The sequence below is a fragment of the Nocardioides lentus genome, from assembly GCF_039529515.1.
Classification (GTDB): Bacteria; Actinomycetota; Actinomycetes; order Propionibacteriales; family Nocardioidaceae; genus Nocardioides; species Nocardioides lentus.
Window position 1 is genome coordinate 363319 of sequence record NZ_BAAAMY010000001.1, and the last position, 23230, is coordinate 386548.

General features: G+C 74.4%; 22 protein-coding genes. 11 read left to right on the top strand and 11 right to left on the bottom strand.

The window, feature by feature from the left end:
* Positions 1-1557, bottom strand: a 1557-nt coding sequence (gene dnaA, locus ABD158_RS01725; RefSeq protein ID WP_425573120.1) for a chromosomal replication initiator protein DnaA, incomplete at its 3' end; no start/stop codon positions are given.
* 424 nt (positions 1558-1981) lie between these two features.
* On the opposite strand from dnaA, the gene rpmH reads away from it, so the two are divergent.
* The 8 genes from rpmH (at position 1982) to ABD158_RS01765 (ending at position 7270) form a co-directional block, all read left to right on the top strand.
* Positions 1982-2119, top strand: coding sequence for a 50S ribosomal protein L34 (gene rpmH, locus ABD158_RS01730; RefSeq protein WP_299053066.1), 138 nt, complete (start codon positions 1982-1984; stop codon positions 2117-2119).
* On the top strand, positions 2120-2485 hold the full coding sequence (gene rnpA / locus ABD158_RS01735) for a ribonuclease P protein component (protein WP_344002803.1): 366 nt from the start codon (positions 2120-2122) through the stop codon (positions 2483-2485).
* Positions 2482-2733 carry a membrane protein insertion efficiency factor YidD gene (yidD, locus tag ABD158_RS01740; protein WP_344002806.1) on the top strand — a complete coding sequence of 84 codons (252 nt, stop codon included), beginning with the start codon at positions 2482-2484 and terminating at the stop codon, positions 2731-2733. Before rnpA ends, yidD begins: the two co-directional genes overlap by 4 nt.
* Before the next feature lies 1 nt (position 2734).
* Positions 2735-3796: a membrane protein insertase YidC gene (yidC, locus tag ABD158_RS01745; RefSeq protein WP_344002808.1), complete on the top strand. Its 1062-nt coding sequence runs from the start codon at positions 2735-2737 to the stop codon at positions 3794-3796.
* 90 nt (positions 3797-3886) lie between these two features.
* The gene (locus ABD158_RS01750) at positions 3887-4438 is read left to right on the top strand and encodes a Jag family protein (protein WP_344002810.1); all 552 of its coding nucleotides are present in this window, start codon (positions 3887-3889) and stop codon (positions 4436-4438) included.
* Between the two features lie 32 nt (positions 4439-4470).
* Positions 4471-5208, top strand: coding sequence for a 16S rRNA (guanine(527)-N(7))-methyltransferase RsmG (gene rsmG / locus ABD158_RS01755; RefSeq protein WP_344002813.1), 738 nt, complete (start codon positions 4471-4473; stop codon positions 5206-5208).
* Positions 5209-5285: 77 nt separating this feature from the next.
* On the top strand, positions 5286-6224 hold the full coding sequence (locus tag ABD158_RS01760) for a ParA family protein (protein WP_344002816.1): 939 nt from the start codon (positions 5286-5288) through the stop codon (positions 6222-6224).
* Positions 6221-7270 carry a ParB/RepB/Spo0J family partition protein gene (locus tag ABD158_RS01765; protein ID WP_425573121.1) on the top strand — a complete coding sequence of 350 codons (1050 nt, stop codon included), beginning with the start codon at positions 6221-6223 and terminating at the stop codon, positions 7268-7270. Before ABD158_RS01760 ends, ABD158_RS01765 begins: the two co-directional genes overlap by 4 nt.
* A gap of 240 nt (positions 7271-7510) precedes the next feature.
* On the opposite strand, the gene ABD158_RS01770 is transcribed toward ABD158_RS01765, so the two are convergent.
* The 10 genes from ABD158_RS01770 to ABD158_RS01815 form a co-directional block, all read right to left on the bottom strand.
* On the bottom strand, positions 7511-8281 hold the full coding sequence (locus tag ABD158_RS01770) for a lysophospholipid acyltransferase family protein (RefSeq protein WP_344002820.1): 771 nt from the start codon (positions 8279-8281) through the stop codon (positions 7511-7513).
* On the bottom strand, positions 8274-9284 hold the full coding sequence (locus ABD158_RS01775) for a D-alanine--D-alanine ligase family protein (RefSeq protein ID WP_344002822.1): 1011 nt from the start codon (positions 9282-9284) through the stop codon (positions 8274-8276). The genes ABD158_RS01770 and ABD158_RS01775 overlap by 8 nt, the downstream gene beginning before the upstream one ends.
* Before the next feature lie 16 nt (positions 9285-9300).
* Entirely contained in the window at positions 9301-10623 is a 1323-nt protein-coding gene (locus ABD158_RS01780) for an aminotransferase-like domain-containing protein (RefSeq protein WP_344002825.1), read from the bottom strand.
* Positions 10624-10808: 185 nt separating this feature from the next.
* The gene (trxA, locus tag ABD158_RS01785) at positions 10809-11135 is read right to left on the bottom strand and encodes a thioredoxin (protein WP_344002828.1); all 327 of its coding nucleotides are present in this window, start codon (positions 11133-11135) and stop codon (positions 10809-10811) included.
* Positions 11136-11234: 99 nt separating this feature from the next.
* On the bottom strand, positions 11235-12230 hold the full coding sequence (trxB, locus tag ABD158_RS01790; protein WP_344002831.1) for a thioredoxin-disulfide reductase: 996 nt from the start codon (positions 12228-12230) through the stop codon (positions 11235-11237).
* A gap of 123 nt (positions 12231-12353) precedes the next feature.
* Entirely contained in the window at positions 12354-13091 is a 738-nt protein-coding gene (locus tag ABD158_RS01795; protein ID WP_344002834.1) for a hypothetical protein, read from the bottom strand.
* Positions 13088-13792 carry an RNA polymerase sigma factor SigM gene (sigM, locus tag ABD158_RS01800; protein ID WP_344002837.1) on the bottom strand — a complete coding sequence of 235 codons (705 nt, stop codon included), beginning with the start codon at positions 13790-13792 and terminating at the stop codon, positions 13088-13090. The genes ABD158_RS01795 and sigM overlap by 4 nt, the downstream gene beginning before the upstream one ends.
* Positions 13789-15933 (bottom strand): protein kinase family protein, encoded by a 2145-nt coding sequence (locus ABD158_RS01805; protein WP_344002839.1) that lies wholly within the window; start codon positions 15931-15933, stop codon positions 13789-13791. The genes sigM and ABD158_RS01805 overlap by 4 nt, the downstream gene beginning before the upstream one ends.
* Before the next feature lie 102 nt (positions 15934-16035).
* Positions 16036-17880 carry a murein biosynthesis integral membrane protein MurJ gene (gene murJ / locus ABD158_RS01810; protein WP_344002842.1) on the bottom strand — a complete coding sequence of 615 codons (1845 nt, stop codon included), beginning with the start codon at positions 17878-17880 and terminating at the stop codon, positions 16036-16038.
* Positions 17877-20273: a DUF6049 family protein gene (locus ABD158_RS01815; RefSeq protein WP_344002845.1), complete on the bottom strand. Its 2397-nt coding sequence runs from the start codon at positions 20271-20273 to the stop codon at positions 17877-17879. Before ABD158_RS01815 ends, murJ begins: the two co-directional genes overlap by 4 nt.
* 188 nt (positions 20274-20461) lie before the next feature.
* Between ABD158_RS01815 and ABD158_RS01820 the strand changes: the two genes are divergently transcribed.
* The 3 genes from ABD158_RS01820 (at position 20462) to ABD158_RS01830 (ending at position 23134) form a co-directional block, all read left to right on the top strand.
* Positions 20462-21880, top strand: a complete 1419-nt coding sequence (locus ABD158_RS01820) for a CCA tRNA nucleotidyltransferase (RefSeq protein ID WP_344003717.1) — start codon at positions 20462-20464, stop codon at positions 21878-21880.
* 63 nt (positions 21881-21943) lie between these two features.
* Entirely contained in the window at positions 21944-22423 is a 480-nt protein-coding gene (locus tag ABD158_RS01825; protein WP_344002848.1) for an SRPBCC family protein, read from the top strand.
* A 42-nt stretch (positions 22424-22465) separates the two neighbouring features.
* On the top strand, positions 22466-23134 hold the full coding sequence (locus ABD158_RS01830; RefSeq protein WP_344002851.1) for an AIM24 family protein: 669 nt from the start codon (positions 22466-22468) through the stop codon (positions 23132-23134).
* The last annotated feature ends 96 nt before the right edge of the window (positions 23135-23230 follow it).

Below are 23230 nucleotides of genomic sequence, written 5' to 3' on the forward strand. Positions count from 1 at the left end.
CGTGGTGTGGTCGCGCTTGCCGAACTCGCGCCCGATCTGCGGCAGTGACATGGGGGTGAGCTCACGGCACAGGTACATGGCGATCTGACGGCCCTGCACGAGGTGGCGTCCTCGGCTGGGGCCGGTGAGGTCCTCGATGGAGACCCCGAAGTAGCTGCACGTCTGCGCGATGATCGTGCCGGCCGTGATCTCCGGCTCGCCGCCCTCGGGGATCAGGTCCTTGAGCACGATCTCGGCGAGGGTCAGGTCGACCGGCTGCCGGTTGAGGTTGGCGAACGCCGTGACGCGGATCAGGGCGCCCTCGAGCTCGCGGATGTTGGTCTGGATCTTGCTGGCGATGAACTCGAGCACGTCGGCGGGCGCTGCGAGACCGTCCATCGCGCCCTTCTTGCGCAGGATCGCGATGCGCGTCTCGAGGTCGGGCGCCTGCACGTCGGTGATCAGGCCCCACTCGAACCGGTTGCGCAGCCGGTCCTCGAGCGCCTCGAGCCGCTTCGGCGGTCGGTCGGAGGTCAGCACGATCTGCTTGTTGGCGTTGTGGAGCGTGTTGAAGGTGTGGAAGAACTCCTCCTGGGTCTGGGTCTTCCCCTCCAGGAACTGGATGTCGTCGATCAGCAGGACGTCGACCTCGCGGTAGCGGCGCTGGAAGCGGTCCTGCCGGTTCTCGCGGATCGAGTTGATGAACTCGTTGGTGAACTCCTCGCTCGACACGTAGCGCGCCCGGATCCGCGGGTAGAGGTTGCGGACGTAGTGGCCGATCGCGTGGAGCAGGTGGGTCTTGCCGAGCCCGGAGTCGCCGTAGACGAGCAGCGGGTTGTACGCGCGTCCCGGGGCCTCGGCGACCGCGATCGCCGCGGCGTGCGGGAACCGGTTGGACGAGCCGATGACGAAGGTCTCGAACGTGTACTTGGGGTTGAGGCGCGTCTCCTGGGCGGCGTTGCGCTCCCGCAGGGACGCCGCCTCGTCGCCGTGGTCGGGGACCGCCGAGATCTGGGCCCCCCGCGAGGGCGCGTACGCCGCGGGGTCGGACGCGGGGGTGCCGGGCTCGGCCGTCGCGTCGGGCGCCAGGCCCAGGGCCGGGCGGGGCTCCCGGTCGTCCCCGCGCGGGTCGTCGCGCACCTCGTCGCGCTCGTCGACCTGTCGAGGGAGCGACATGTCGACATCTCGACCCGTCGACTCGTCGACCCGAGGACCGCGGGCGGCGGGACCGGAGGCGGAGGGGACGGTCGGGTGGCCGGGAGCAGGAGTCGCGGCGCCGGCCGCGCCGTCGAGACCGGGCACGCCGGGGACCACGGGGTCGTCGTCCTGCTCGAGGTCGGGGTCGACCGTCACCGCCAGGCGGATCTCGCGACCGAACTCCTCCGAGAGCCGGTCCTCCAGCCGGGGGCGGAGTCGCCCCTCGAGCTGGACCCTCGTGAAGTCGTTGGGCACGGCGACGACCGCGGTGTTCTTCTGCAGGGTCACCGGCGCACTCGCGTGGAGCCACGCCCGCTGCTTCGGCTCCAGCGAGGCCAGGATGCCGGCCCACGCGGTGTCGAGATCGGTCTGGTCGTCCACTGGTCTCCCGTCCGCCCCGGTCGTCCGAGGGTCGTGCACACGTTTGTCCACAGGCTGTGCATCACGCCGGCCACGGGGGTCGGGCCCCGGGACTGCCCGTCGCGACGCGGTGGATGACGCGTGACGGCGACGGGCCGGGGATGCTCGGGGACCTGGAACCTAACAAGGCGACGAGAGCACGAGCAAGGCGTCATCCACAGGCTCGTCCCGGCTGCGGCCCGGACGCGGGGACGAGGCCTTGCGCGTGGTTTGACCCCCTGTGAACGGGCCGCGTACCGTGGTGCGGTCGCCCCGTGTCAGGGGTGTCGTCCGCCCGGGCCCACCCGGCCCGCGACGCCGCCCCGGTGCACCGAGCACCTCGCCCACCCACGGCCGGCGCCCGCCTTCCCCCGCACCGACTACGCACGATCCGGAGTGACTCGACGTGAGCAAGCGCACCTACCAGCCGAACAACCGCCGCCGCCACCGTGTGCACGGCTTCCGCCTGCGCATGCGCACCCGCGCCGGCCGCTCGATCCTGTCCTCGCGTCGCCGCAAGGGCCGCAAGAGCCTGTCGGTCTGAGTGCTCCCCGCTGCGCACCGCCTCACGCGCCCGGCGGGGTTCACCCGTGCGGTCCGTGGCGGTCGCCGCAGCGGGACCCGCACCGTGGTCGTCCACCTGGCCGCTCCCGAGGGCCCCTCGGCCGCTCCGGCGGAGATCGGGCTCGTGGTGAGCCGCGCCGTCGGCGGTGCCGTCGTGCGCAACCGGGTGAAGCGGCGTCTGCGTCACCTGCTTCGTGAGCGGTGCGCCGGCCTGCCCGCCGGTGCGGTGCTGGTCGTCCGCGCCCTGCCGGCGTCGGCGGCGGCGTCGTACGACGGGCTCGGCCGCGACCTCGACACCGCCCTGGGCCGCGTCGCGCGGCCCGCGCCCGCCGGAGCGTCGGCGTGAGGCTGCTGCTGATCGGGCTGCTGCGCGCCTACCGCGCCCTCATCAGTCCGCTCTACGGCCAGGTGTGCCGCTACCACCCCTCCTGCTCGGCCTACGCGCTGGAGGCCGTGACCCGTCACGGCAGCTTGCGCGGCAGCTGGCTCGCCGCCCGCCGTCTCCTGCGCTGCCACCCGTGGGCCGCCGGCGGCTACGACCCCGTCCCCGGGACCAGCACCCCGTCGCTGGTCGCCGAGACCCGAGGAGCCTGACGTGATCGACTTCTTCTCTTCCATCGGCGGCTTCATCATGACGCCGCTGTACTACGTCGTCTCCGGCATCATGATCGGCTTCCACGAGGTGCTCAGCACCTTCATGGACCCCGAGGGCGGTGCGTCCTGGCTGCTGTCGATCGTCGGCCTCACCGTCGTCATCCGCGCGCTCCTGATCCCGCTGTTCGTCAAGCAGATCAAGTCGAGCCGCAACATGGCGCTGATCCAGCCCCAGATCCGGGAGCTGCAGAAGAAGTACGGCCACGACCGGGAGCGCTTCGCGCAGGAGTCGATGAAGCTGTACAAGGAGACGGGCACCAACCCCTTCGCCTCCTGCCTGCCCCTGCTGGTGCAGATGCCGATCTTCTTCGCGCTGTTCCGGATGATCGACCAGGCGTCCAACGGGAACCCGCGGGGGTTCCTGAGCGACCTGCAGGCCCGGCAGTTCGGCAACGCGGACCTCTTCGGGTCGATCCCGATCGCGGGCACGCTGATCAACCCCGAGCCCGGCGGGATCGAGGTGCGGATCCTGGCGGTGGTGCTCGTGCTGGCGATGACCGCCACCACGTTCCTCACGCAGCGACAGCTGATGAGCAAGAACATGCCGCCGGAGGCGCTCAACGGCCCCTACGCCAAACAGCAGAAGATGCTGCTCTACGTGCTGCCGCCCGTCTTCGCCATCGGTGGCGTGGCGTTCCCGATCGGCGTCCTCGTCTACTGGACCACGACGAACCTGTGGACCATGGGCCAGCAGTTCTACATCATCCGGCGCAACCCCGCCCCGGGCACGCCCGCGGCGCAGGCGAAGGAGGAGCGGGACCGCGAGAAGCGGGTCCGCAAGGGCCTCGAGGACGCCACCCCGGCCGGCACCTCCGGCACCCCCGGCGGTGTCGCGACCGCGACCGAGACCGAGCCGGCGCCCCGCGAGCGCCAGCAGCCGAAGCGCCAGACCCGCAGCGAACGGACGCGAACGGCCGCTAACGGCGGCAAGCCGACTGCTGCGGCGGCCCGCCCGGGCTCGCCCCCGCGGAAGCACCCCCAGAAGTCCAAGAAGCGTCGCTGACGCCCGACGCCCCGCGAGGGGCGCCCTCGGCCCCACCGATCCACCCCCGGCCGCGTCCGTCGTACCGGCCGTCACTCCAGGAGCACACACATGACCAGCGAGCCGCAGGAGACCACCGTGGAGCCCGGCGAGGTGTCGGACGACGTGGCGGGCGAGAACGCGGACGGGACCCCGCGCCCGTCCCGCGCCCAGCGCCTCGAGCACGAGGGTGACGTCGCAGCGGACTACCTCGAGGAGCTGCTCGACATCGTCGACCTCGACGGTGACCTCGTGATCGGTGTGGAGGGTGACCGGGCGGTCGTCAACCTCGTGGGTGAGGGTCTCGACCACCTCGCCGGTCGCGACGGCGAGGTCCTCGAGGCCCTGCAGGAGCTGACCCGGCTGGCGGTGCACCGGGAGACCGGCGAGCGGTCGCGTCTGATGCTCGACGTCGCGGACTACCGGGCGGAGCGTCGCTCGGCCCTCGTGGCGCTGGCCGAGAAGGAGATCGAGGCCGTCCGCGCCTCGGGCACGCCGTCCTCCCTCGAGCCGATGTCGGCCTTCGAGCGCAAGGTGGTGCACGACGCCGTCGCCGCGGCCGGTCTCGTCTCGGAGTCCGAGGGTGCGGAGCCCCGCCGGCACGTCGTGATCCTCCCCTCCTGAGCGTCGACGACGGTCGCGACGGAGGCGAGTCGGTGACGGACGGTCCGGCCGCGACGGCCGCCCTTCCCCCGCCGGCCGCCTCCGACGTCTTCGGCGACCGGCTGGTCCTGGCGCAGGCCTACGCGGCGTGGCTGGCGGACGCCGGAGTGGTGCGCGGTCTGATCGGGCCCCGGGAGGCACCCCGGCTGTGGGACCGACACCTGCTGAACTGCGCCGTTCTCACCGAGGTCCTGCCGGCGGGATCGTCGGTCGCCGACATCGGCTCGGGGGCCGGCCTCCCCGGTCTGGCGCTCGCCATCGCGCGCCCGGACCTCCGGGTCACTCTGGTGGAGCCGCTGCTCCGTCGCGCCACCTTCCTGCAGGAGGTGGTCGACGACCTGGACCTCGGCGCGGTCGAGGTCGTGCGGGCTCGCGCGGAGGACGTCAGGGAGCGTCGGTTCGCGGTCACGGTCTCCCGAGCGGTCGCGCCCCTCCCCCGGTTGGCCGACTGGTGCCTACCGATGACCGAGGTCGGTGGCGCGATGGTGGCGCTCAAGGGAGACCGCGCCGCGACGGAGGTGGCGGAGCTGCCGCCGGCGTCGTGGACGGCGTCCGGTGCCGCGCAGCCCGAGGTGCTCACCGTCGGAGTCGGGGTCGTCGATCCCCCCGTCACGGTGGTCCGGGTGGTCCGCGAGCGTGAGGCACCAGTACGTTTGGTCGGTCACGACGGTCCTCCGTCGGGCCGTCCGCGTCGTCGGTCGTCGTCGTCGGCGCGCCGCCGCCCCCGTTAGCACCGTCCGCTCCCCCGATCCGTCCCCGGAGGCGATGACACGTGGTTTCACGTGAAACACCCCAGTCCAGCAGTGGCGTGCGTACCGCCGCCGAGATCGCCGAGGGCCTCCCCAGCCTCCACGACGAGACCACTCCCCTGGCTCGCGCGGCCGAGACCCTCGTCCGCGCGCGCCACGACGCCACCCAGCGGCCCGCCGTCGAGCGTCCCGAGCGGACCCGACGCCTCGTGGTGGCCAACCAGAAGGGTGGCGTCGGCAAGACGACCACGTCGGTCAACATCGCCTGTGCCCTGGCCCAGCTGGGTCAGCGGGTCCTGCTGATCGACCTCGACCCGCAGGGCAACGCCTCGACCGCGCTCAACATCGACCACCCGCGGGGCACGCCGTCGAGCTACGAGGTGCTGGTCGACGGCACCCCGCTCGCGGAGGTGGCGCAGCCCTGCCCGGACCTGGCGTTCGTCACGGTGGTGCCGGCGACGATCGACCTTGCCGGGGCCGAGATCGAGCTCGTGGCCGAGGACCGGCGCGAGACCCGGCTGCGCGAGGCGATCGACGCCCACCCGCTCGTCGGCGGCGTCGAGGACGCAGGCACGGACCGGTTCGACTACGTCGTCGTCGACTGTCCGCCGTCCTTGGGCCTGCTGACCCTGAACGCCCTGGTCTCCGGGGTGGAGATGCTGATCCCCATCCAGGCGGAGTACTACGCGCTGGAGGGTCTCGGGCAGCTCCTGGAGACGGTCCGGATGGTGCACGAGCACCTCAACAGTGACCTGGTGGTCTCCGCGCTGCTGATCACGATGTACGACGCCCGCACCCGGCTCTCCGCCGGTGTGGCCGGCGAGGTGCGCGAGCACTTCGGCGCCCGTGTGCTGCGGACCACCATCCCGCGCTCGGTCCGGGTGTCGGAGGCCCCGTCGTACGGGCAGTCGGTGATGACGTACGACCCGGGGTCCCCCGGCGCGCTGAGCTACCTGGAGGCGGCTCGCGAGCTGGCCACCCGTGGGGTGATGGCGTGAGCACCCCCAAGCCGCCCCAGCGCCGAGGGCTGGGACGCGGGCTCGGGTCGCTGATCCCCACCGCGCCGGCGCCGGCGCCGCCTGACCCCGCGGCCGAGACCGCCGCCCCGGTTTCACGTGAAACGCCACCACGGGACGACAGCGCCGTTTCACGTGAAACAGCGAGCGATCCAGCGACGGTGTCCGAGTCGGCGCACCCGACCACCACCGCCGACGACCTCACGGTCGACAGCGGGGCGTTCTTCGCGGAGCTGCCGATCCACCAGGTCGTGCCGAACCCCCGGCAGCCCAGGGACGTCTTCCACGAGGAGGCGATGGCGGAGCTCGTGCACTCGATCCGTGAGATCGGGCTGTTGCAGCCCGTCGTCGTGCGCCCGACGGGGGACGAGTCGTACGAGCTCGTGATGGGGGAGCGGCGCTGGCGCGCCTCGCAGGCCGCCGGCCTGGACCACATCCCGGCGATCGTGCGCGAGACCGGCGACGACGACATGCTCCGTGACGCCCTGCTGGAGAACCTCCACCGCTCGCAGCTCAACCCGCTGGAGGAGGCGGCGGCGTACGGCCAGCTGCTGGAGGACTTCGGCTGCACCCACGAGGAGCTGGCGCAGCGCATCGGCCGTTCGCGCCCGCAGATCAGCAACACGCTGCGCCTGCTCCGGCTGAGCCCCGCCGTCCAGCGACGGGTCGCGGCCGGGGTGCTGTCGGCCGGCCATGCACGGTCGCTTCTCGCGGTGGACGACGCGTCGCTCCAGGACCGTCTCGCGCAGCGCGTCGTCGCCGAGGGCATCAGTGTCCGCGGTCTCGAGGAGATCGTGGCGGTGGGGGACCCCGGCTCGGGTCCCGGCCGTCGCACCCGCCGCACGGCAGAGCCAGACCCGGCCCTCGCCGAGGTGGCCGAGCGGCTGTCCGACCGCCTCGACACCCGCGTCTCCGTCGATCTCGGCCGCAGCAGGGGCCGGGTGACGATCGAGTTCGCCTCGCTCGAGGACCTCGGACGCATCACCGACGTCATCGACCCCCGCAATCGCCACGACCGCCCGATCTGACCGACGTCCCCCGGGCGATCCGACCCGACTAGCGGCCGTGGGAGCGCGCATCCGGGCCGACTCGGCACCGGGAGGCTGCGCATCCGGGCCGACTCGGCAGTCTAGGGCCGCGCATCCGGGCCGACTCGGCGACACATCGATCCGTCGACGTGTCGGCATGACGATTGGTCGCCTTGTCGACATATCGGCGTCGTCGCAGGTCAGAGCGCTGCGACGGGCCGCGAAGCGGGCCCGGAGCGCTCAGGAGGAGCGCTTGCGGGCCTTCTCGGCGCGGCGCTTGGCGCGGGCGCGCTTCTCCTCGGCGTCGAGGCGCTCCGCCTCCTCGGGCGTCGGGGCGCCGCCGCCGTGGGAGGCGGGGAGCCACCAGGCGCCCGGGGGGCGACCACCGGGGTAGGCCTCGATGGTCTCCGCCAGGAGTCGCTGCATCTGCGTGCGCAGGGCGGCGGTGTCGCCGACCGGGTCGTCGCCCGTCGGGTGCAGGGGGGCGCCGACGGTGAGCGAGATGGTCGTGCCGCGACTGAAGTCGCGGGGACGGTCCTTGGTCCAGATGTGCTGGGTGCCCCACATGACCACGGGGATCAGCGGCACCCCGGCCTCGGCGGCGATGCGGGCGGCGCCCGTCTTGAGCTCCTTGATCTCCATGGAGCGGGAGATGGTGGCCTCGGGGAAGATCCCGACGACCTCGCCCCGCCGCAGGAAGTCCACCGCGTTGCGGTACGACGCGATGCCGTCCGCGCGGTCGACCTCGATGTGGTGGAACGAGCGCATCACGGGGCCACCGACCGGGTGGTCGAAGATCTCCCGCTTCGCCATGAAGCGCACGAGGCGGTCCGACGGCTGGGCGGCGAGGCCGCCGTAGACGAAGTCGACGTAGCCGATGTGGTTGAACGCCATCAGCGCGCCGCCGGAGGTGGGGACGTGCTCGGCGCCGGTGATGACGAACCTCTGCCCGAGGACCTTGAACAGCATCTTCGCGGTCACGATCACCGCGGGGTAGGTCAGGTCACGCACGGTGGGCCCCCCGGGCGGTGGCGCCGGCGACCAGGGAGGCGCAGAGGCGGCCCAGGTCGAGCCCGTCGGCCTGGACGGCGAGGGGCACGGTGGAGGTCTCGGTGAAGCCGGGCGCCACGTTGGCCTCCAGGAACCAGACGACGCCGTCGGCGTCGACGATCAGGTCGGAGCGCGACAGGTCGCGCAGCCCGAGGGTCTCGTGCACCAGGACGGCCACCCGGGCGCACTCGGCGGCGAGCTCCTCGGAGAGGGTCGCGGGCACCCGGAACTCGGTCGACCCTGCCGTGTAGCGGGCCGTGTAGTCGTAGACGCCGCCGTCGGGGTGGATCGAGACCGGCGACAGGGCCCGGGGGCCCGAGCCGTCGTCGACGACGCCCACCGCGACCTCGGTGCCCGCCACGAAACGCTCGACGAGGGTGAGCGCTCCGTACGCGAAGGCGTCGACCATCGCGTGGGGGAGGTCGGCGGGGGAGCGGACGACGCTGCAGCCCAGCGCGGAGCCGCTGCGCGCCGGCTTGACCATGAGCGGCAGGCCGAGGCGGTCCACGATCGCGGACATCACCTTGCCGGCGCCGAGCTCGCGGAACGTCTCGTGGGGCAGGCACACCGAGGCGGGGGTGTGGACCCCGGCCCGGGCGACGACCGCCTTGGCGGTCGGCTTGTCGAAGGCCGTCCGGCACGCCACCGGCGCCGCGCCGACATAGGGCAGGTCGAGGAGCTCGAGGACCTCGCGCACGGCGCCGTCCTCGCCGGTCTCCCCGTGGAGCATGGGTACCACGCAGGCGGGACGGTCGGCCGCGAGGCGCTCGAGCAGGCGGGAGTCGACGTCCAGGACCTCGGTCTCGGTGCCGGCCCCCCGCAGCGCCTCGGCGACGCGGCGCCCGGAGCGCAGCGACACGTCACGCTCGTGGGACAGCCCGCCGGCGAGGACGACGACGCGGCCGGGGACGGCGGCCTCGGCGCCCCCCGGAGGGGTGGCAGGGCTCTCGGTGGTGCTCGTCATGGGGCGCTCGGACCTCTCAGGTCAGGTCGCTGCCGGGGGCGTCGTACCGGCTCCGCGGCAGGCTGGTCTCGTGGGTGCCGGCGGCGCCGAACGTCGCCCGCAGCTCCATCTCCTCCTCGAGCACGCCCGCGAGGCGCCGGACGCCCTCACGGATCCGCTCGGGGGTGGGGTAGCAGAAGCTCAGGCGCATGGCCGTGGTGCCGAACCCGTCGGCGAAGAACGCCGTGCCGGGCACGTAGGCGACCCGCGCCGTCACGGCGCGGGGCAGCATCGCCTTGGTGTCGATGCCGGGGGGCACCGTCAGCCAGACGTAGAACCCGCCCGCGGGGACGTTCCAGGAGCAGCCGGGGGGCATCAGGTCCTCGAGGGCGTCGACCATGGCGTCGCGCCGCTCGCGGTACATCTCGCGGAACGACTTCACCTGGCCCTGCCAGTCGTGGCCGCGGAGGTAGGACGACACCGCCATCTGCGAGAACGACGGGGGGCACAGGGTGGCCGACTCCTGGGCGAGCACCAGCTTCTCCCGCACGGCGTGCGGGGCCAGCGCCCAGCCGACCCGGAAGCCCGGGGCGAAGGTCTTGGAGAACGAGCCGAGATAGATGACGCCCTCGGCCTCGTCGGCGCGCAGCGCGCGCATCGGCGGCTCGTCGAAGCCGAGGAGGCCGTAGGGGTTGTCCTCCAGCACCAGCACGCCCGCCTCCCGGCAGATCGCCAGGATCTCCGGACGGCGCTCGGCGGACATCGTCACGCCGGCGGGGTTGTGGAAGTTGGGGATCGTGTACAGGAACTTGATGCGCCGGCCGGAGGCCTGCACGGAGGCGATCGCCGCCCGCAGCGCGTCGGGCCGGAGCCCGTCGGCGTCCATCTCGGCGTGCACGACGTCGCACTCGAACGACTTGAAGACGCCCAGCGCCCCGACGTACGACGGGGCCTCGCAGATCACGACGTCGCCGGGGTCGCAGAAGATCCGGGTGACCAGGTCGACGGCCTGCTGGGAGCCGACGGTCACCACGACGTCGTCGGGGTGCGCGGTGATGCCCTCCAGCGCCATCACCTCGCAGATCTGCTCCCGCAGCTCGGGGACGCCCTGGCCGGAGCCGTACTGCAGCGCCGTGGCGCCGTGCTCGGCGACGAGCTCCCCGACGGCCCCGCCGACCACGTCCAGGGGGAGTCCGGAGATGTTGGGCATGCCGCCCGCGAGCGAGACGACCTCCGGACGCGAGGCGACGGAGAACAGGGCGCGGATCTCCGAGGCGGTCATGCCGGCCGTGCGGGTGGCGTAGCGGTCGACGTAGGAGTCGAGCCGGGTGCGGCCGGGGGTGGCGGGGGAGTGGTCCATGGCCCCCCCAGCATGGCTGATCCGGCCCAGCAGCGCACCAGCAGGTTCCTCACACCGCCCGCTCGCGTGCCACCGCACCACCGGTCGCCGACCGCGCGGCCACCCTGCACGCACGAGACCCCGGCTCCCACCAGGGGGCCGGGGTCTCGTCGACGCGTCGGGGCCGGAGCGTGTCCGGCCGGGACTCACGCGATGTAGGAGTCGAGCTCCTTCAGCAGCGCGGCCTTGGGGCGGGCGCCGACGATGGTGTTGACGACCTCGCCGCCCGAGTAGACGTTGATCGTCGGGATGCCGGTGACCCGGTACGAGGCCGGGGTGACGGGGTTCTCGTCGACGTTCATCTTCAGGAACGTGATCTTGTCGCCGTGCTCGGCGGCCAGCTCGTCCAGGATCGGGGCGACCTGGCGGCACGGGCCGCACCACTCGGCCCAGAAGTCGACCAGCACGGGCTTGTCGGACTGCAGGACCTGGTTCTCGAACTCGGCGTCGGTGACGGCGGAGATGTTGGCCATCGTGTGCTCCTCAGGACTGGATGTGGGTACCGGTTGTGGTCATCAGAACGCCGGGCGTGTCGCGTTTCTTCCACGCGGCGCGTCCGGCGCCGTGGCGGCTCAGGCGCGGGCGTCGATCTGCGCGGAGTCGGGGCTCGGCGCGGCGGCCTGGGCGTGGTCGGCGAGGTACTTCTCGGCGTCGAGCGCGGCCGCGCAGCCGGTGCCGGCGGCGGTGATGGCCTGCCGGTAGCGGTGGTCGACCAGGTCGCCGGAGGCGAAGACGCCGGGCTGGTTGGTGGCCGTCGACTCGCGGTCGACGAGCACGTAGCCCTCGTCGTCGAGGTCGATCTGGCCCGTGAGCAGCTCCGAGCGCGGGTCGTGGCCGATCGCGATGAACAGGCCGGTGACGGCGAGCTCGCGGGTCTCCCCGGAGCGGGTGTCGCGCAGCGTGAGGCCCTCGAGCCGGTCGGAGCCGTTGATCGCGGCGACCTCGGTGTCCCAAACGACCTCGAGCTTGGGGTCCGCGAAGGCGCGTTCCTGCATGATCTTCGACGCCCGCAGCTCGTCGCGGCGGTGCAGCAGGTAGACCTTCTTCGCGAAGCGGGTGAGGAAGGTGGCCTCCTCGATGGCGGAGTCGCCACCGCCGACGACGGCGATCTCCTGGTCGCGGAAGAAGAAGCCGTCGCAGGTGGCGCACCACGACACCCCGCGGCCGGAGAACTCGTCCTCCTGGGGCAGGCCCAGCTTCTTGTACGCCGAGCCGGTGGCCAGCACGACGGACTTCGCACGGTGGGTGCCGGTGGCGGTGCGCACGGTCTTCACGTCACCGGTCAGGTCGACCTCGACGACGTCGTCGGGGACCAGCTCGGCGCCGAAGCGCTCCGCCTGGGCGCGCATCTCGTCCATCAGCGCGGGGCCCATGATGCCGTCGCGGAAGCCCGGGAAGTTCTCGACCTCGGTGGTGTTCATCAGGGCGCCGCCGGCGGTGACCGACCCCTCGAAGACGAGCGGTGAGAGGTTGGCGCGGGCGGCGTAGACCGCCGCGGTGTAGCCCGCCGGTCCGGAGCCGATGACGATGAGCTCGCGGATCTGGTCGGTCTGCTCCTGGTCGCTCATGCGGAGCCACTCCTCGGTGTCGCGTGTGGGTGCTGCGTCGTGGACGTCGCGACCGCGCTGATCACGGGGCGACGTGGGGGTCAACCGATGCTAGGGCAGCGTTGTTCCGGCCCGCCGCGCCGCTCAGCGGCGCGGCAGCACGGCCGAGCGCAGGGGCCCCGCGGCGTCCGCGGCGTCCGGGACGCAGGACCACACCTCGGCGCGCCGCGCCCCGTCGCCCGCGGGGACGAGGACGACCTCGGCGGGGACCTCGGTGGCGCGCGACCCGGCGGCGAAGCGCACGCGGACCCGCTCGCCCTCGACCGTGCGCGGGGCGCAGGGCGCCACCACCCGCAGGTCGGGCCGTGCGGTGCGGGCGGCGTCGACGAGGTCGGCGACCAGCGTGGAGCCGTCCCGGACCACGGGGAGGCCGCGGGCGGTGGCGCGCGGGTCGGACTCGGCGGAGAACCCGGGGTCGTCGGACCCGGAGGGTGCGCCCTCGTCGCGCTCGGCGACGTCGGGGCCCTCGCTCCCGGGTGGCGTGCTCCCGGGTCGCGTGCCCTCGGGGCCGGGGGCCTCGAGGGCCCCACCCGCGCTGTCCGACCCGGAGCCCTCGCCGCCGGCGCCGGAGAGGTCCAGCCCCCCGGTCGCGCCGAGGCCGACCCCGGCGACGACGACCACCGCCGCGGCGGCGAGCGCCCCGGTCCAGCGGCGCCGGCGACGGCGGGCGGCGAGCTCGTCGAGGCCGGTGTCGGCGGGCTCCCGGCCGTCGGCGTGCGCCGCGTCGCGGAGCGCCGCGTCCAGTCGGGCGGCGACGTCGTCGGGGACGGGCGCGGTGTGGCGGGCGCGGGCCAGCAGCCGACGCACCTGCTCCTCGCTCACGGTGGGGCCCCCTGGGGACGGTGCGGATCGGACGGACGCTGCTCGGGTGGGACGGCGCGGGACGGCGGGTGGTTCCCGCGAGGTGCGGCCCCGTCGTCCGGGTCGAGGAGGTCGCCCAGCAGCACGGCGAGGCGGGCGCGGCCCCGCGAGCAGCGGGACTTCACCGTGCCGACGGCGCAGTCGAGCATCACGGCCGCCTCGGCGACCGGGTGGCCCTCCATGTCGACCAGCACGAGGGCGGCGCGCTGCTCGGCCGGCAGGGTGGCCAGCGCGGCGAGCACCCGACGCTGCTCGTCGGCGCGCACGGCGCCGGCCTCGGGGTCGCCGTCGGCGCGCGTGGCGGCGAGCCCGGAGCCGGACGGCCCCTCGCGGGGGACGACCCGGTCGTCCTGCTCGGGCAGCGGGTCGGCGCGGCGCACCCGGGAGGCCCGCATCCGGTCCAGGCAGGCGTTGACCACCACGCGGTGCAGCCAGGTCGTGACCGCGGCGTCGCCCCGGAAGGAGGCCGCCCGGCGGTACGCCGCGACGAGGCCGTCCTGCAGCCCGTCCGCGGCCTCCTCCCGGTCGCCCGTGGTGCGCAGCGCGACGGCCCAGAGCCGGTCGCGGTGACGGGCGACGAGGACGCCGAACGCGTCGGGGTCGCCCGCGACGTGCGCCGCGAGCAGGTCGCGGTCGTCCGCGGGGTCCTGCTCGGGGCTCATCCGAGGACCGTGATCTCCGCGACCTCGGCGCGGAACCCGTCGGAGACCGCGGGCAGCTGGTCGATCCAGACCACGACGAAGCGTCCGGTGTCGGGACTGTCGAGCGTCAGCGTGACCTCGCCGTCGCCGGAGCCCTCGGCGAGGCGGGGCAGGTCGGCCACCCCCGTGGGCTCGGTGTCGGCGACGTACGCCGCGAGGGCGGTCTGGCCGACGACCTGGACCCGGACCTGTGCCACGTCGCGGAACTCGCCGAGGTCGACGACCAGGCCGAGGCCCGTCTTGAGCCCGTCGGGTCCGAACTGCTGCGCGTAGGTGTTGGTGTTCCAGGCCGTCGCGGGGTCGCCGTCCGCGGCCAGCGGCGCGAGCTCGGGGTACTCCTCGGGCGGGTCGCCCTGCGGGTCGAGGTCGGTGACCGCGGCGACGGGCAGCGGCTCCGGCGGCGTGGCCTCGTCACGGGGGCTCGCGCTCCGGCCGGGGGTGTCCTCGCTCCCGAGCAGGGAGCCGTCCTGGCGGGCGTTCCACACCACGACCCCGGCCACGGCGACGAGGATCAGCACGATCAGGGTCACCCCGAGCGCCAGCGAGCGGCGGCCGGGGACCGGACCGTCCTCCTCGGGCTCGTCGCTGCCGGGGACGGGGGACCCCGGGCCGTGCCCGCCGTGGCCGTCGTCCCAGGGCCAGAACGTGCCGGACCCGCCGGCGCGGGAGGAGTCGTCGACGCGACCCCGCCGGGTGCGCGCGTCGTCGGGCGGGCCGGGGGCGAACAGCGGCCGCTCCGGCGGCTCCTCGAACGGCGGGGGCGGCGCCGGGGCCTCCGCGCGGGCGCGCAGCCACTCCACCTCGTCGGCGTCGTCGTCGAAGATCGGCATGCCGGCCTCGGTGGGCGGACCCGGCTGGTCGGCGCGGCCCGCGGCCCCCGCCGCGGGCACCGGCGTCGTGACGGCGTCGGCCTCGTCGTGAGGGTCGCCGGGATCGGTCCCCTCCTGCGCCGGGACCTCCTCGTGCGGGCGGTCCGCGTGGTCCGGTGCGTCCGCGGGGGCCGGCACCGGACGGGTCGCACCCGCTGCTCCGGCCGCTCCGGCCGCGGGCAGCGTGGCGGCGCGGGCGGCGGCCCCGACGCGGGGCACGACCGTCGTGGCGGGACCGGAGCGGAGGTCGTCGTCCGAGGGGGTCGGCGGCGTGGTCGTTGGTGTGGTGGGCGGTGTGGTCGGCGTCGTGGTCGGCGGTGTGGTCGTGAGGGGGGCCGTCGCCGGGTCGCCGGGGGCGGGGTCGGCGACGGGAGCGGGCGTCGTGGTCGGCGCCGGCCAGGTGGGGGTGGGGGGCCAGGGGCCGCGGGCGTCGGTCGCGGTGCGGTGGCGCGCCGCCTCGGCGGCGACCATCCCGTTGTCGTCGCCGACGACCTCGTCGAGGGCGGCGGCGAGGCGGGCGGCGTCGTCGACGCCGCCGAGGTGGGTGCCGGCGGGGTTGAGGAGCTCGTCGCAGACGACGTCGAGGGCCCGGGGGATGCCCGCGCGGACCTGCCGGGGCCGGAGCACGTGGACGCCCTCGCGCGGCGCCTCGGGCACCTGGGACGGCGGGGGCCCCGGCCACCGGCCGGTGAGCGCGGCGTACAGCAGCCCGGCGAGGCCGCGGACGTCGCCGGCCGGGGACGGGTCGAGGCCCCGCAGCGCGGCGTCGACGGCGAAGCCGATCAGGCGGACGGCGCCGCTGCGGTCGACGAGGAGGTTCTCGGGGACGAGGTGGCCGTGCGACACCCCGGCGGCGTGCGTGACCGCGAGCCCCTCGGCCGCCTCGCGGACGATCCAGGCCGCCCGGCGCGGCGACAGCGGTCCCTCGGTCCCGAGGATGATGTCCAGCGACCGCCCGGTGCCCCACTCGTTGACGACGAAGCACAGGCCGTCGCGGCGCTCGGCGTCCAGCACCCGCAGCAGCCGCCGGTCCGAGACGGTCGCCGACCGGCGCGCCGCGTCGAGGAGGTCGTCGGCGCGGGGGTCGTCCTCGGCCAGCACGTGCAGGGCGACGTGGCGCGACAGGACGCGGTCGTGGGCGCGCCAGAACCGGCCGCCGCCGCTCTCGGTGAGCAGGTCGACGAGGAGGTAGCGATCGGCCAGGACGTCCCCGGGCCGGACCCCGTGCTGCACCTGGTCTGCCTCTCCCGCCTGCTGGTCACGCTGCGTGTCGGTCGTCTGACCGGGCTCCACCGCCCCGGCGCGCCGGAAACCCGGCCCCATCGTAGGCGCGAGTCAGCGCCTCCGCAGGCCGGGCAGCCGCCGTCCGAGGACGGCGAGGACGTCGGAGAGCTCCGAGACCCGCATCACGGTGCCCAGGACGAGCACGAGTCCGAGGTGGAGCACGGTGAGGCCGCCCGCCTGCAGCGCGGCCTGCAGCTGGCCCGGCTCGGGCTCCCAGGTGCGCAGGCCCCACGACGCCGCCGCGGTGGCCGCGGTCGCCAGCGCGACCACGACCGCCAGCCGGACCAGGAACCGCAGCAGCCGGCCCGTCCGGAGGCCCCCGAGCACGTGGCGCAGCGTGAGGTAGGAGATCGCGGAGCCCACGGCGTACGACGCGGCGTAGGCGACGACCAGCGCGGGCGAGGTCGACCGGGCGCTGACCATCGGGACCAGGCTGAGCGCCACCCCGATGTTGGTCGCGGCCACGAAGCACTGGATCCACAGCACGGTGCGGGTCCGCTCCAGGGCGTAGAAGCCGCGCAGCATCAGGTAGTGGACGGTGAACAGCAGCACCGCCGGCCCGAAGAGGGCGAGCGTCGGCACGAACAGGTCCGAGCTGCCGGCGACCGCGCCGAACGCCGCGGCGCGGGCGGCGTCGTCGGCGATCACCGGCAGCAGCACCGCGATCGGCACCATCAGCGCGAGGGTGCGGCGCACGACGGAGGCGAGCGTGCCGGCGAGGGAGGACAGGTCGCCGTCCGCGGCGTACGCCGAGAGCCGGGGCAGCGCCGCGGTGGCCAGCGAGACGGTGATCACCGAGTGCGGCACCATCGCGACGAGGAAGACCGTGGAGTAGACGAAGTAGCCCGTGCCAGACCCGCCCTCCCCGGCGGCGGTCGCGGGGCCGCTCGAGGCGAGACGGACGACCACCGTGGCCGTCACCTGGTTGACGATGACGAACAGCACCGTCCACACCCCGAGGCGCAGGGTGTGGCCCAGCCCGGAGTCGCGGAAGTCGAAGCGCGGGCGGAAGCGGTAGCCGGCCGAGCGCAGGTAGGGCAGCAGGATCAGGAACTGCGCCGCGATCCCGACGGTCGACCCGATCCCGAGCACCGCCTGCTGGGTGCCGGTCAGCGCGCCGTTGACCTCGTCGGGCCCCGCGGCGCCGTACGTGGCGAGGAACGCGACGAGCACCGCGACGGCGATCGCGTTGTTGGCGATCGGGGCCCACATCATCGGGCCGAAGCGGCCGCGTGAGTTCAGGATCTGTCCGACGAGCACGAACATGCCGTAGAAGAACACCTGCGGCAGGCAGTACTGCGCGACCGCGATCACCGAGGCCCGCTGGGCCGCGAGCTCGGGGCTGGAGTACTCGTCGGTGAGGTAGATCCCCATCAGCCAGGGCGCGGCGACGACCAGCAGCACGGTGACCACGCCCAGGAACAGCGCGGCGAGCGTCACGACCCGGTTGGTGTAGGCCTCCCCGGCGTCGGGGTGGTCACGCATGGCGCGGACCAGCTGGGGGACGAGCACGGCGTTGAAGACCCCGCCCGCCAGCAGGATGTAGACCATGTTGGGGATCGTGTTGCCGATCGCGAACTGGTCCGCGAGCAGCTCGCCGCCCAGCGCCGCGGCGAGCAGCAGCGAGCGGATCAGCCCGCTGGCGCGGGAGAACACGGTGCCGGCCGCCATCACCGCGCTGGACGCGAGCAGCGACCGGGTCTCCCGGCTGGGACCCGGGCCGGTCTGCCGGCCCGCGTCGTGCTCGACGGCGGGGCCCGCGTGGACGTCGGCCTCCGTGGGGGCGGGCGTGGCGGTGGGCGTGGCGGTGGGCGTGGCGGTGGGTGCGGCGGTGGGTGCAGGCGGGTCCTGCGGGCGGCCCCGGCGGTGGCGACCGCTCGTGCGCGAGCGCGTCATGCGGTGGCGCCCGAGCGACGGGCCGCGCGGATCCGGCGGACCAGCCGCACCAGGATCGCGCTGAAGAGCAGGGCCGTGCCGACGCCCAGGATCCACCAGATGACGACCCCGATCTGCACGGACCGCACCGGCAGCGAGTCGGAGGCGCCGATCGCGTTGCCCGCGCTGTCGGTCAGCTCCACCTCGACGGTGGTCAGCCCGACGCGGCTCGTCGCCACCGGCATCCGGATCGTGGTGCCCGCCTGCGGCGGCACCTCCACCTCGGCCGGCGCCCGGATCTCGAGGGGCCCGTCGGTCACGGCCCGCAGCCGGACGACCACGGGCTGGTCGAGCCCGTTGGAGAGCTGGACGGAGAAGTCGCCGCTGTCGCTGGAGAGGGTCAGCGAGGTGGGGGCCTCGACCGTGATCTCGCCCAGCATGCCCTCGACGTGACGGCGGGCCAGGGTGATCGCGCGGCGCGACAGCTCCGTCGAGCCGCGGTTGGCGTAGGAGAGCGCGACCAGGGCCTCGTCGGCGGCCTGCTCGGCGACGGTGTCGTTGAGCGGCAGGACGTCCTGCAGGCTGATCGCGGAGTCGATCATCGGTCCGGCCCCCTCGACCGCGGCCTCGGGGACCTCGCGGGCCCGCACGGCGTCGGGGTAGGCGAGGGCCTCGGCGTCGAGTCCCGCCGCGGGCTCGCGGGGGATCACGGAGCTCTCGATGTCGCCGCCCGCGCCCCCGAGGGCGTCGTCGAGCGAGGTGAGGTTGAGCCAGTCGACCTCGTCGAGGGCGCGGAAGAACCCGGTGCCCGGGGTCGGGTCCCAGGAGCTGGGCATCGTCACCACGAGCGAGGGGTCGCTGCGGGCGGCGTCCTCGGGGTCGGCCGCGAGCAGCCGGAGGGCCGCCTCGCTGACCAGCCGCTGGCGCACCGCGACGGGCGAGAGCCGGTCGCCGGGGTCCGGTCCGCCGGTCGCGGGCGCCGCCGCGGTCACCGCCAGGTCGCGCCCGGCCACCCGCACCCGGGAGCCCTCGGGAGGCTCGGGCAGCGCGGTGTCCGCCACGACCACGGTGTCGGTGGTCGGGATCGCCTCGAGCGTCGCCGGGTCGAGGTAGCCGCTGGGCGGCAGCACCACGGGCTCCGCGTCGTCGATGCCCTGGGCGGCGGTGACCTGCTCGGAGCGCACGCGCGCCCGGTCGTAGAGGTCGGGGTCGGCGCGGGCGACCGCGTCGACGTCGATGTCGCCGTAGGGGAGCGCCAGCACGGTGCCGTCCCCGAGGACCTCGCGCAGCTGCTCGAGCCAGACGCGTCCGCCACGGGCGGCGCGCTCCTGCGCGGCGAGGACGGCGGGGTCGGTCTCGGCCTCGGACGGGGACGGGGAGGCCCCGTCGCCCGTGCCGTCGTCGGTGTCGTCGTCGGTGTCGTCGTCGGTGGGGGCCGAGGACGAGGGCTCCGCGTCGGGCTCCTCCCCCTCCTGCCCGCCGTCCTGCCCGCCGCCCTGCCCGTCCGTGTCGTCGGGACCGGGCTGCACGCTGGGCGCGATGGACAGGCCGTCGTTGCCGGCGACGAGCTCGGCGACCGTGTCCGGCACCGCGGGGTCGAGCAGCCAGGTGACCGTGCTGGACCCGGTGCCGGAGGCCTCGGCGCCGAAATCGAGCAGCCGGTCCAGCCGGCCTCCGGGCGCGAGGTCGTTCGACCAGGCGGCGAGGTTGCGGACGCGGCCGTCGGCGTCACGCCGTACGGGGTGGCGCACGGGGACCACGAAGGCGGTGTCGACCTCGCCGACGTCGTCGTCCCGGGTGGACGCCGTGACGCGGGGGACGAAGGTGCGGGCGCGGCCGTCGGCGATCTCGTCGCGGCCCGAGCTGTCGGCTCCCAGGGCCTGCACGCCGGTCCAGTACACCCCGTCGCCGGCGTCCGGCAGCAGGTCGCCGGGCAGCCGCAGCGAGAAGCTGCGGGTGGTGCCAGGCTCGAGGTCGCCGACGTCGGCGAAGGCGCCGGTCTCGGTGATCCGCTCGCCGATCAGGGCGTCGGCGGGCAGCGCCGAGGCGTCCGCCAGCTCGGCTGCGGTCGTGAGGGGGCTGGCCGAGAACAGGGCGTAGACGTTGACGTCCTCCCAGGTCTCGATGCTGTCGTTGGTGACGCTGCCGGTGAGGGTCAGCGGTCCGCGCTCCGGCAGCTCCGCGGGCCCGACGGTGTCGATGACGACGTCGAGGGGGTCGTCCCCGGGCGCAGCGGCGGCTGCCGGCGCTGCTGTCGACGTGGGGGCCGACGCCGCGGGTGCGGCCTCGGCGGCGCTCGCGGCGGTCGCGGGGGTCGCGCCCAGGGCGCTCGCGAGCAGCGCCGCGGCCGCGGCGAGGGGCCCTGCCCGACCGCCGGCCCGGCGGCCGGGCGGCTGGTCGGGGGCTGCTGGCACGCCCGCAGCCTAGGCCGTGCGGGCCAGCGGGCCCGTGCCCACGGGCCGCGTCGGCGCCACTACAGTGAGCGGTCGTGTCCGAGCCCTCCTCCGCGCCCGCGAGCGCGTCCGCGACCCCGTCCGCGGCCCCGCCGGGGGCGTCGGCCTCGACGGACCGTCCGACGGACCCCTCGGCGCAGCCGCTCGACATGCGCGCCGCGCAGGACTCGGTGACCGCGGAGCTCGACCGGCTGGCGCCGCTGCTGGAGCCGCTGGGCCGGGTCTTCGCCGACGCCGGCGAGCAGCTCTCGCTGGTCGGCGGGCCGGTCCGGGACGCGATGCTCGGGCGGCGCCACACGGACCTCGACTTCGCGACCTCGGCGCACCCCGACACCACCGAGCGCCTGCTCAAGGACTGGGGCGACGCGACCTGGGACATGGGTCGCAGCTTCGGGACCATCGGCGCGCGCAAGGGTGACTGGCAGGTGGAGGTCACCACCTACCGCTCGGACGTCTACGACCGCGCCTCGCGCAAGCCGGAGGTCGACTTCGGCGACAGCCTGGCCGGCGACCTCGGCCGGCGCGACTTCACCGTCAACGCCATGGCGGTGACGCTGCCGGGTCGCGCGCTCGAGGACCCGTACGGCGGCGTGGTCGACCTGGCGCACCGCCGGCTGCGCACCCCGGGGACCCCCGAGGACTCCTTCTCCGACGACCCGCTGCGGATGCTGCGGGCGGCGCGGTTCGCGGCCCAGCTGGGCTTCACCGTCGACGACGACGTCGCCGCCGCGATGACCGCGATGGCGGACCGGCTCGAGATCGTCTCGGCCGAGCGGGTCCGCGAGGAGCTCGTCAAGCTCGTCTGCGCGCCGTACCCGCGGCTGGGGCTGACCCTGCTGGTCGACACCGGGCTCGCCGAGCGGGTGCTGCCCGAGCTGCCGGCGCTGCGGCTGGAGCGCGACGAGCACCACGCCCACAAGGACGTCTACGAGCACACCCTCACCGTGCTCGAGCAGTCGATCGAGCTGGAGCACCGTCTCGGGGGCGCGCCCGACTTCGTGTCGCGCTTCGCGGCGCTGATGCACGACGTCGGCAAGCCGCGCACGCGCCGCTTCCTCGACGACGGCACGGTCACCTTCCACCACCACGACGTGGTGGGCGCCAAGATGACCCGCAAGCGGATGAAGGCGCTGCGCTTCTCGACCGAGACCACGGACGCCGTCTGCCGCCTGGTCGAGCTGCACCTGCGCTTCCACGGCTACGGCACGGGCGAGTGGACCGACGCGGCCGTGCGCCGCTACGTGCGCGACGCCGGCGACCAGCTCGCCCGACTCCACGTGCTGACCCGCGCCGACTGCACCACCCGCAACCGCCGCAAGGCCGCGCGGCTGCGGGCGACGTACGACGACCTCGAGCAGCGCATCGAGCGGCTCGAGGCCGAGGAGGAGCTCGCCTCCCTGCGCCCCGCCCTCGACGGCAACCAGATCATGGAGGCGCTCGGCATCCCCGCCGGCCGCGACGTCGGCACCGCCTACCGCTGGCTCCTCGAGCTCCGCATCGACGAGGGCCCGCTCTCCGAGGACGACGCCCGCGAGCGCCTGCTCGCGTGGTGGGCCGCCCGCTCGTAGCCGTCACGCGGTGAGACCCCGGGTACAGACACGGGCGGTTACCGACCAGTAGCATCGCGGCCCATGAGCGACACGACGCAGACCCCCACCGAGCTCGAGGCCTCCATCGAGATCGCCGCGGAGCCCGCCGCGGTGTGGAAGCTGGTCTCGGACCTGCCGCGCCTCGCCGAGTGGAGCCCGCAGGTCGTCCGCACCCTCGTACGGCGCCCGCTCACGGTGGGCAGCCGGATGCTCAACGTCAACCACCAGGGCTGGAAGGTGTGGCCGACGACGGCGAAGGTCGTCGCCCTCGAGCCCCACCGGCGCGTGGCGTTCCGCATCACCGAGAACCGCACGGTGTGGTCCTTCGAGCTGGAGCCCACCACGGTCGCCGGCGTGCCGGGCACCCGCGTGGTGCACCGCCGCGAGACCCCGCAGGGCGTGTCGGCGCTGTCGAACCGTCTCGTCGACGCCGTGCTCGGCGGGCAGGAGACGTTCACCGCCGACCTGCGCGCCGGCATGCGGCAGACGCTGGCGCGGGTCAAGGCCGAGGCCGAGCGCTGAAGTCTCCCCGCCACCGGCCCGGACAGGGCAGGATGCGGGGTCATGAGAAGCGATCTGTTCGCCCAGGAGAACCTCGAGGTCCAGAGCCAGGAGCGGTGGGCCCTGCAGAACCCGCAGATGCTGCGGGTCGGCCTCGGCCCCGACGTGCTCGCCACCAAGGGCACGATGGTGGCCTACCAGGGCCAGGTGCAGTTCCACCACGAGAAGTCGGGCAGCCTCGGCAAGCTCGCCAAGAAGGTCCTGACGTCGGAGAACGTCAGCCTGATGCGGGTCTCGGGCCAGGGCGAGGTCTTCTTCGCGGAGGAGGCCGGCTACGTGCACCTGATGCACCTCGAGGGTGAGGGCATCAGCATCAACAGCCGCAACATCCTGGCCTTCGACCAGGAGCTGACCTGGGACATCAACCGCACCAAGGGCGCGGGGATGATGACCGGCGGGCTGTTCAACACCACCGTCGGCGGCACCGGCACGGTCGCGATCAACGTCGTCGGCAACCCCGTGGTCCTCGACTGCTCCCAGCAGCCGACCTTCGTCGACCCGCAGGCCGCGGTCTGCTGGTCGGCCAACCTGAGCCCCGGCGTGCACAACTCCATGAACGTCGGCTCCGCGCTGCGCGGCGGCTCCGGCGAGGCGATCCAGTACGTCTTCCACGGGCCCGGCTTCGTCGTGGTGCAGGCCTTCGAGTGGAAGCCCCCGCCGCCGAACGCCTGAAGGCCGGGGCGGGTCGCGGGACGCGCGGTCGACGTGGTGTCGGCGCCGTTCTCGTGAGGCCCGTCGGCGACGGGCCGGCCGTGGTCCCGGTGACGG

Coding starts and splice junctions, on each gene's coding strand:
- ABD158_RS01750 (WP_344002810.1), top strand. CDS start 3,887: ATGACCAGCGAGCCGCAGGAGACCACCGTGGAGCCCGGCGAGGTGTCG.
- ABD158_RS01775 (WP_344002822.1), bottom strand. CDS start 9,284: ATGACGAGCACCACCGAGAGCCCTGCCACCCCTCCGGGGGGCGCCGAG.
- ABD158_RS01780 (WP_344002825.1), bottom strand. CDS start 10,623: ATGGACCACTCCCCCGCCACCCCCGGCCGCACCCGGCTCGACTCCTAC.
- trxA (WP_344002828.1), bottom strand. CDS start 11,135: ATGGCCAACATCTCCGCCGTCACCGACGCCGAGTTCGAGAACCAGGTC.
- trxB (WP_344002831.1), bottom strand. CDS start 12,230: ATGAGCGACCAGGAGCAGACCGACCAGATCCGCGAGCTCATCGTCATC.
- sigM (WP_344002837.1), bottom strand. CDS start 13,792: ATGAGCCCCGAGCAGGACCCCGCGGACGACCGCGACCTGCTCGCGGCG.
- murJ (WP_344002842.1), bottom strand. CDS start 17,880: ATGACGCGCTCGCGCACGAGCGGTCGCCACCGCCGGGGCCGCCCGCAG.
- ABD158_RS01820 (WP_344003717.1), top strand. CDS start 20,462: ATGCGCGCCGCGCAGGACTCGGTGACCGCGGAGCTCGACCGGCTGGCG.
- ABD158_RS01825 (WP_344002848.1), top strand. CDS start 21,944: ATGAGCGACACGACGCAGACCCCCACCGAGCTCGAGGCCTCCATCGAG.
- ABD158_RS01830 (WP_344002851.1), top strand. CDS start 22,466: ATGAGAAGCGATCTGTTCGCCCAGGAGAACCTCGAGGTCCAGAGCCAG.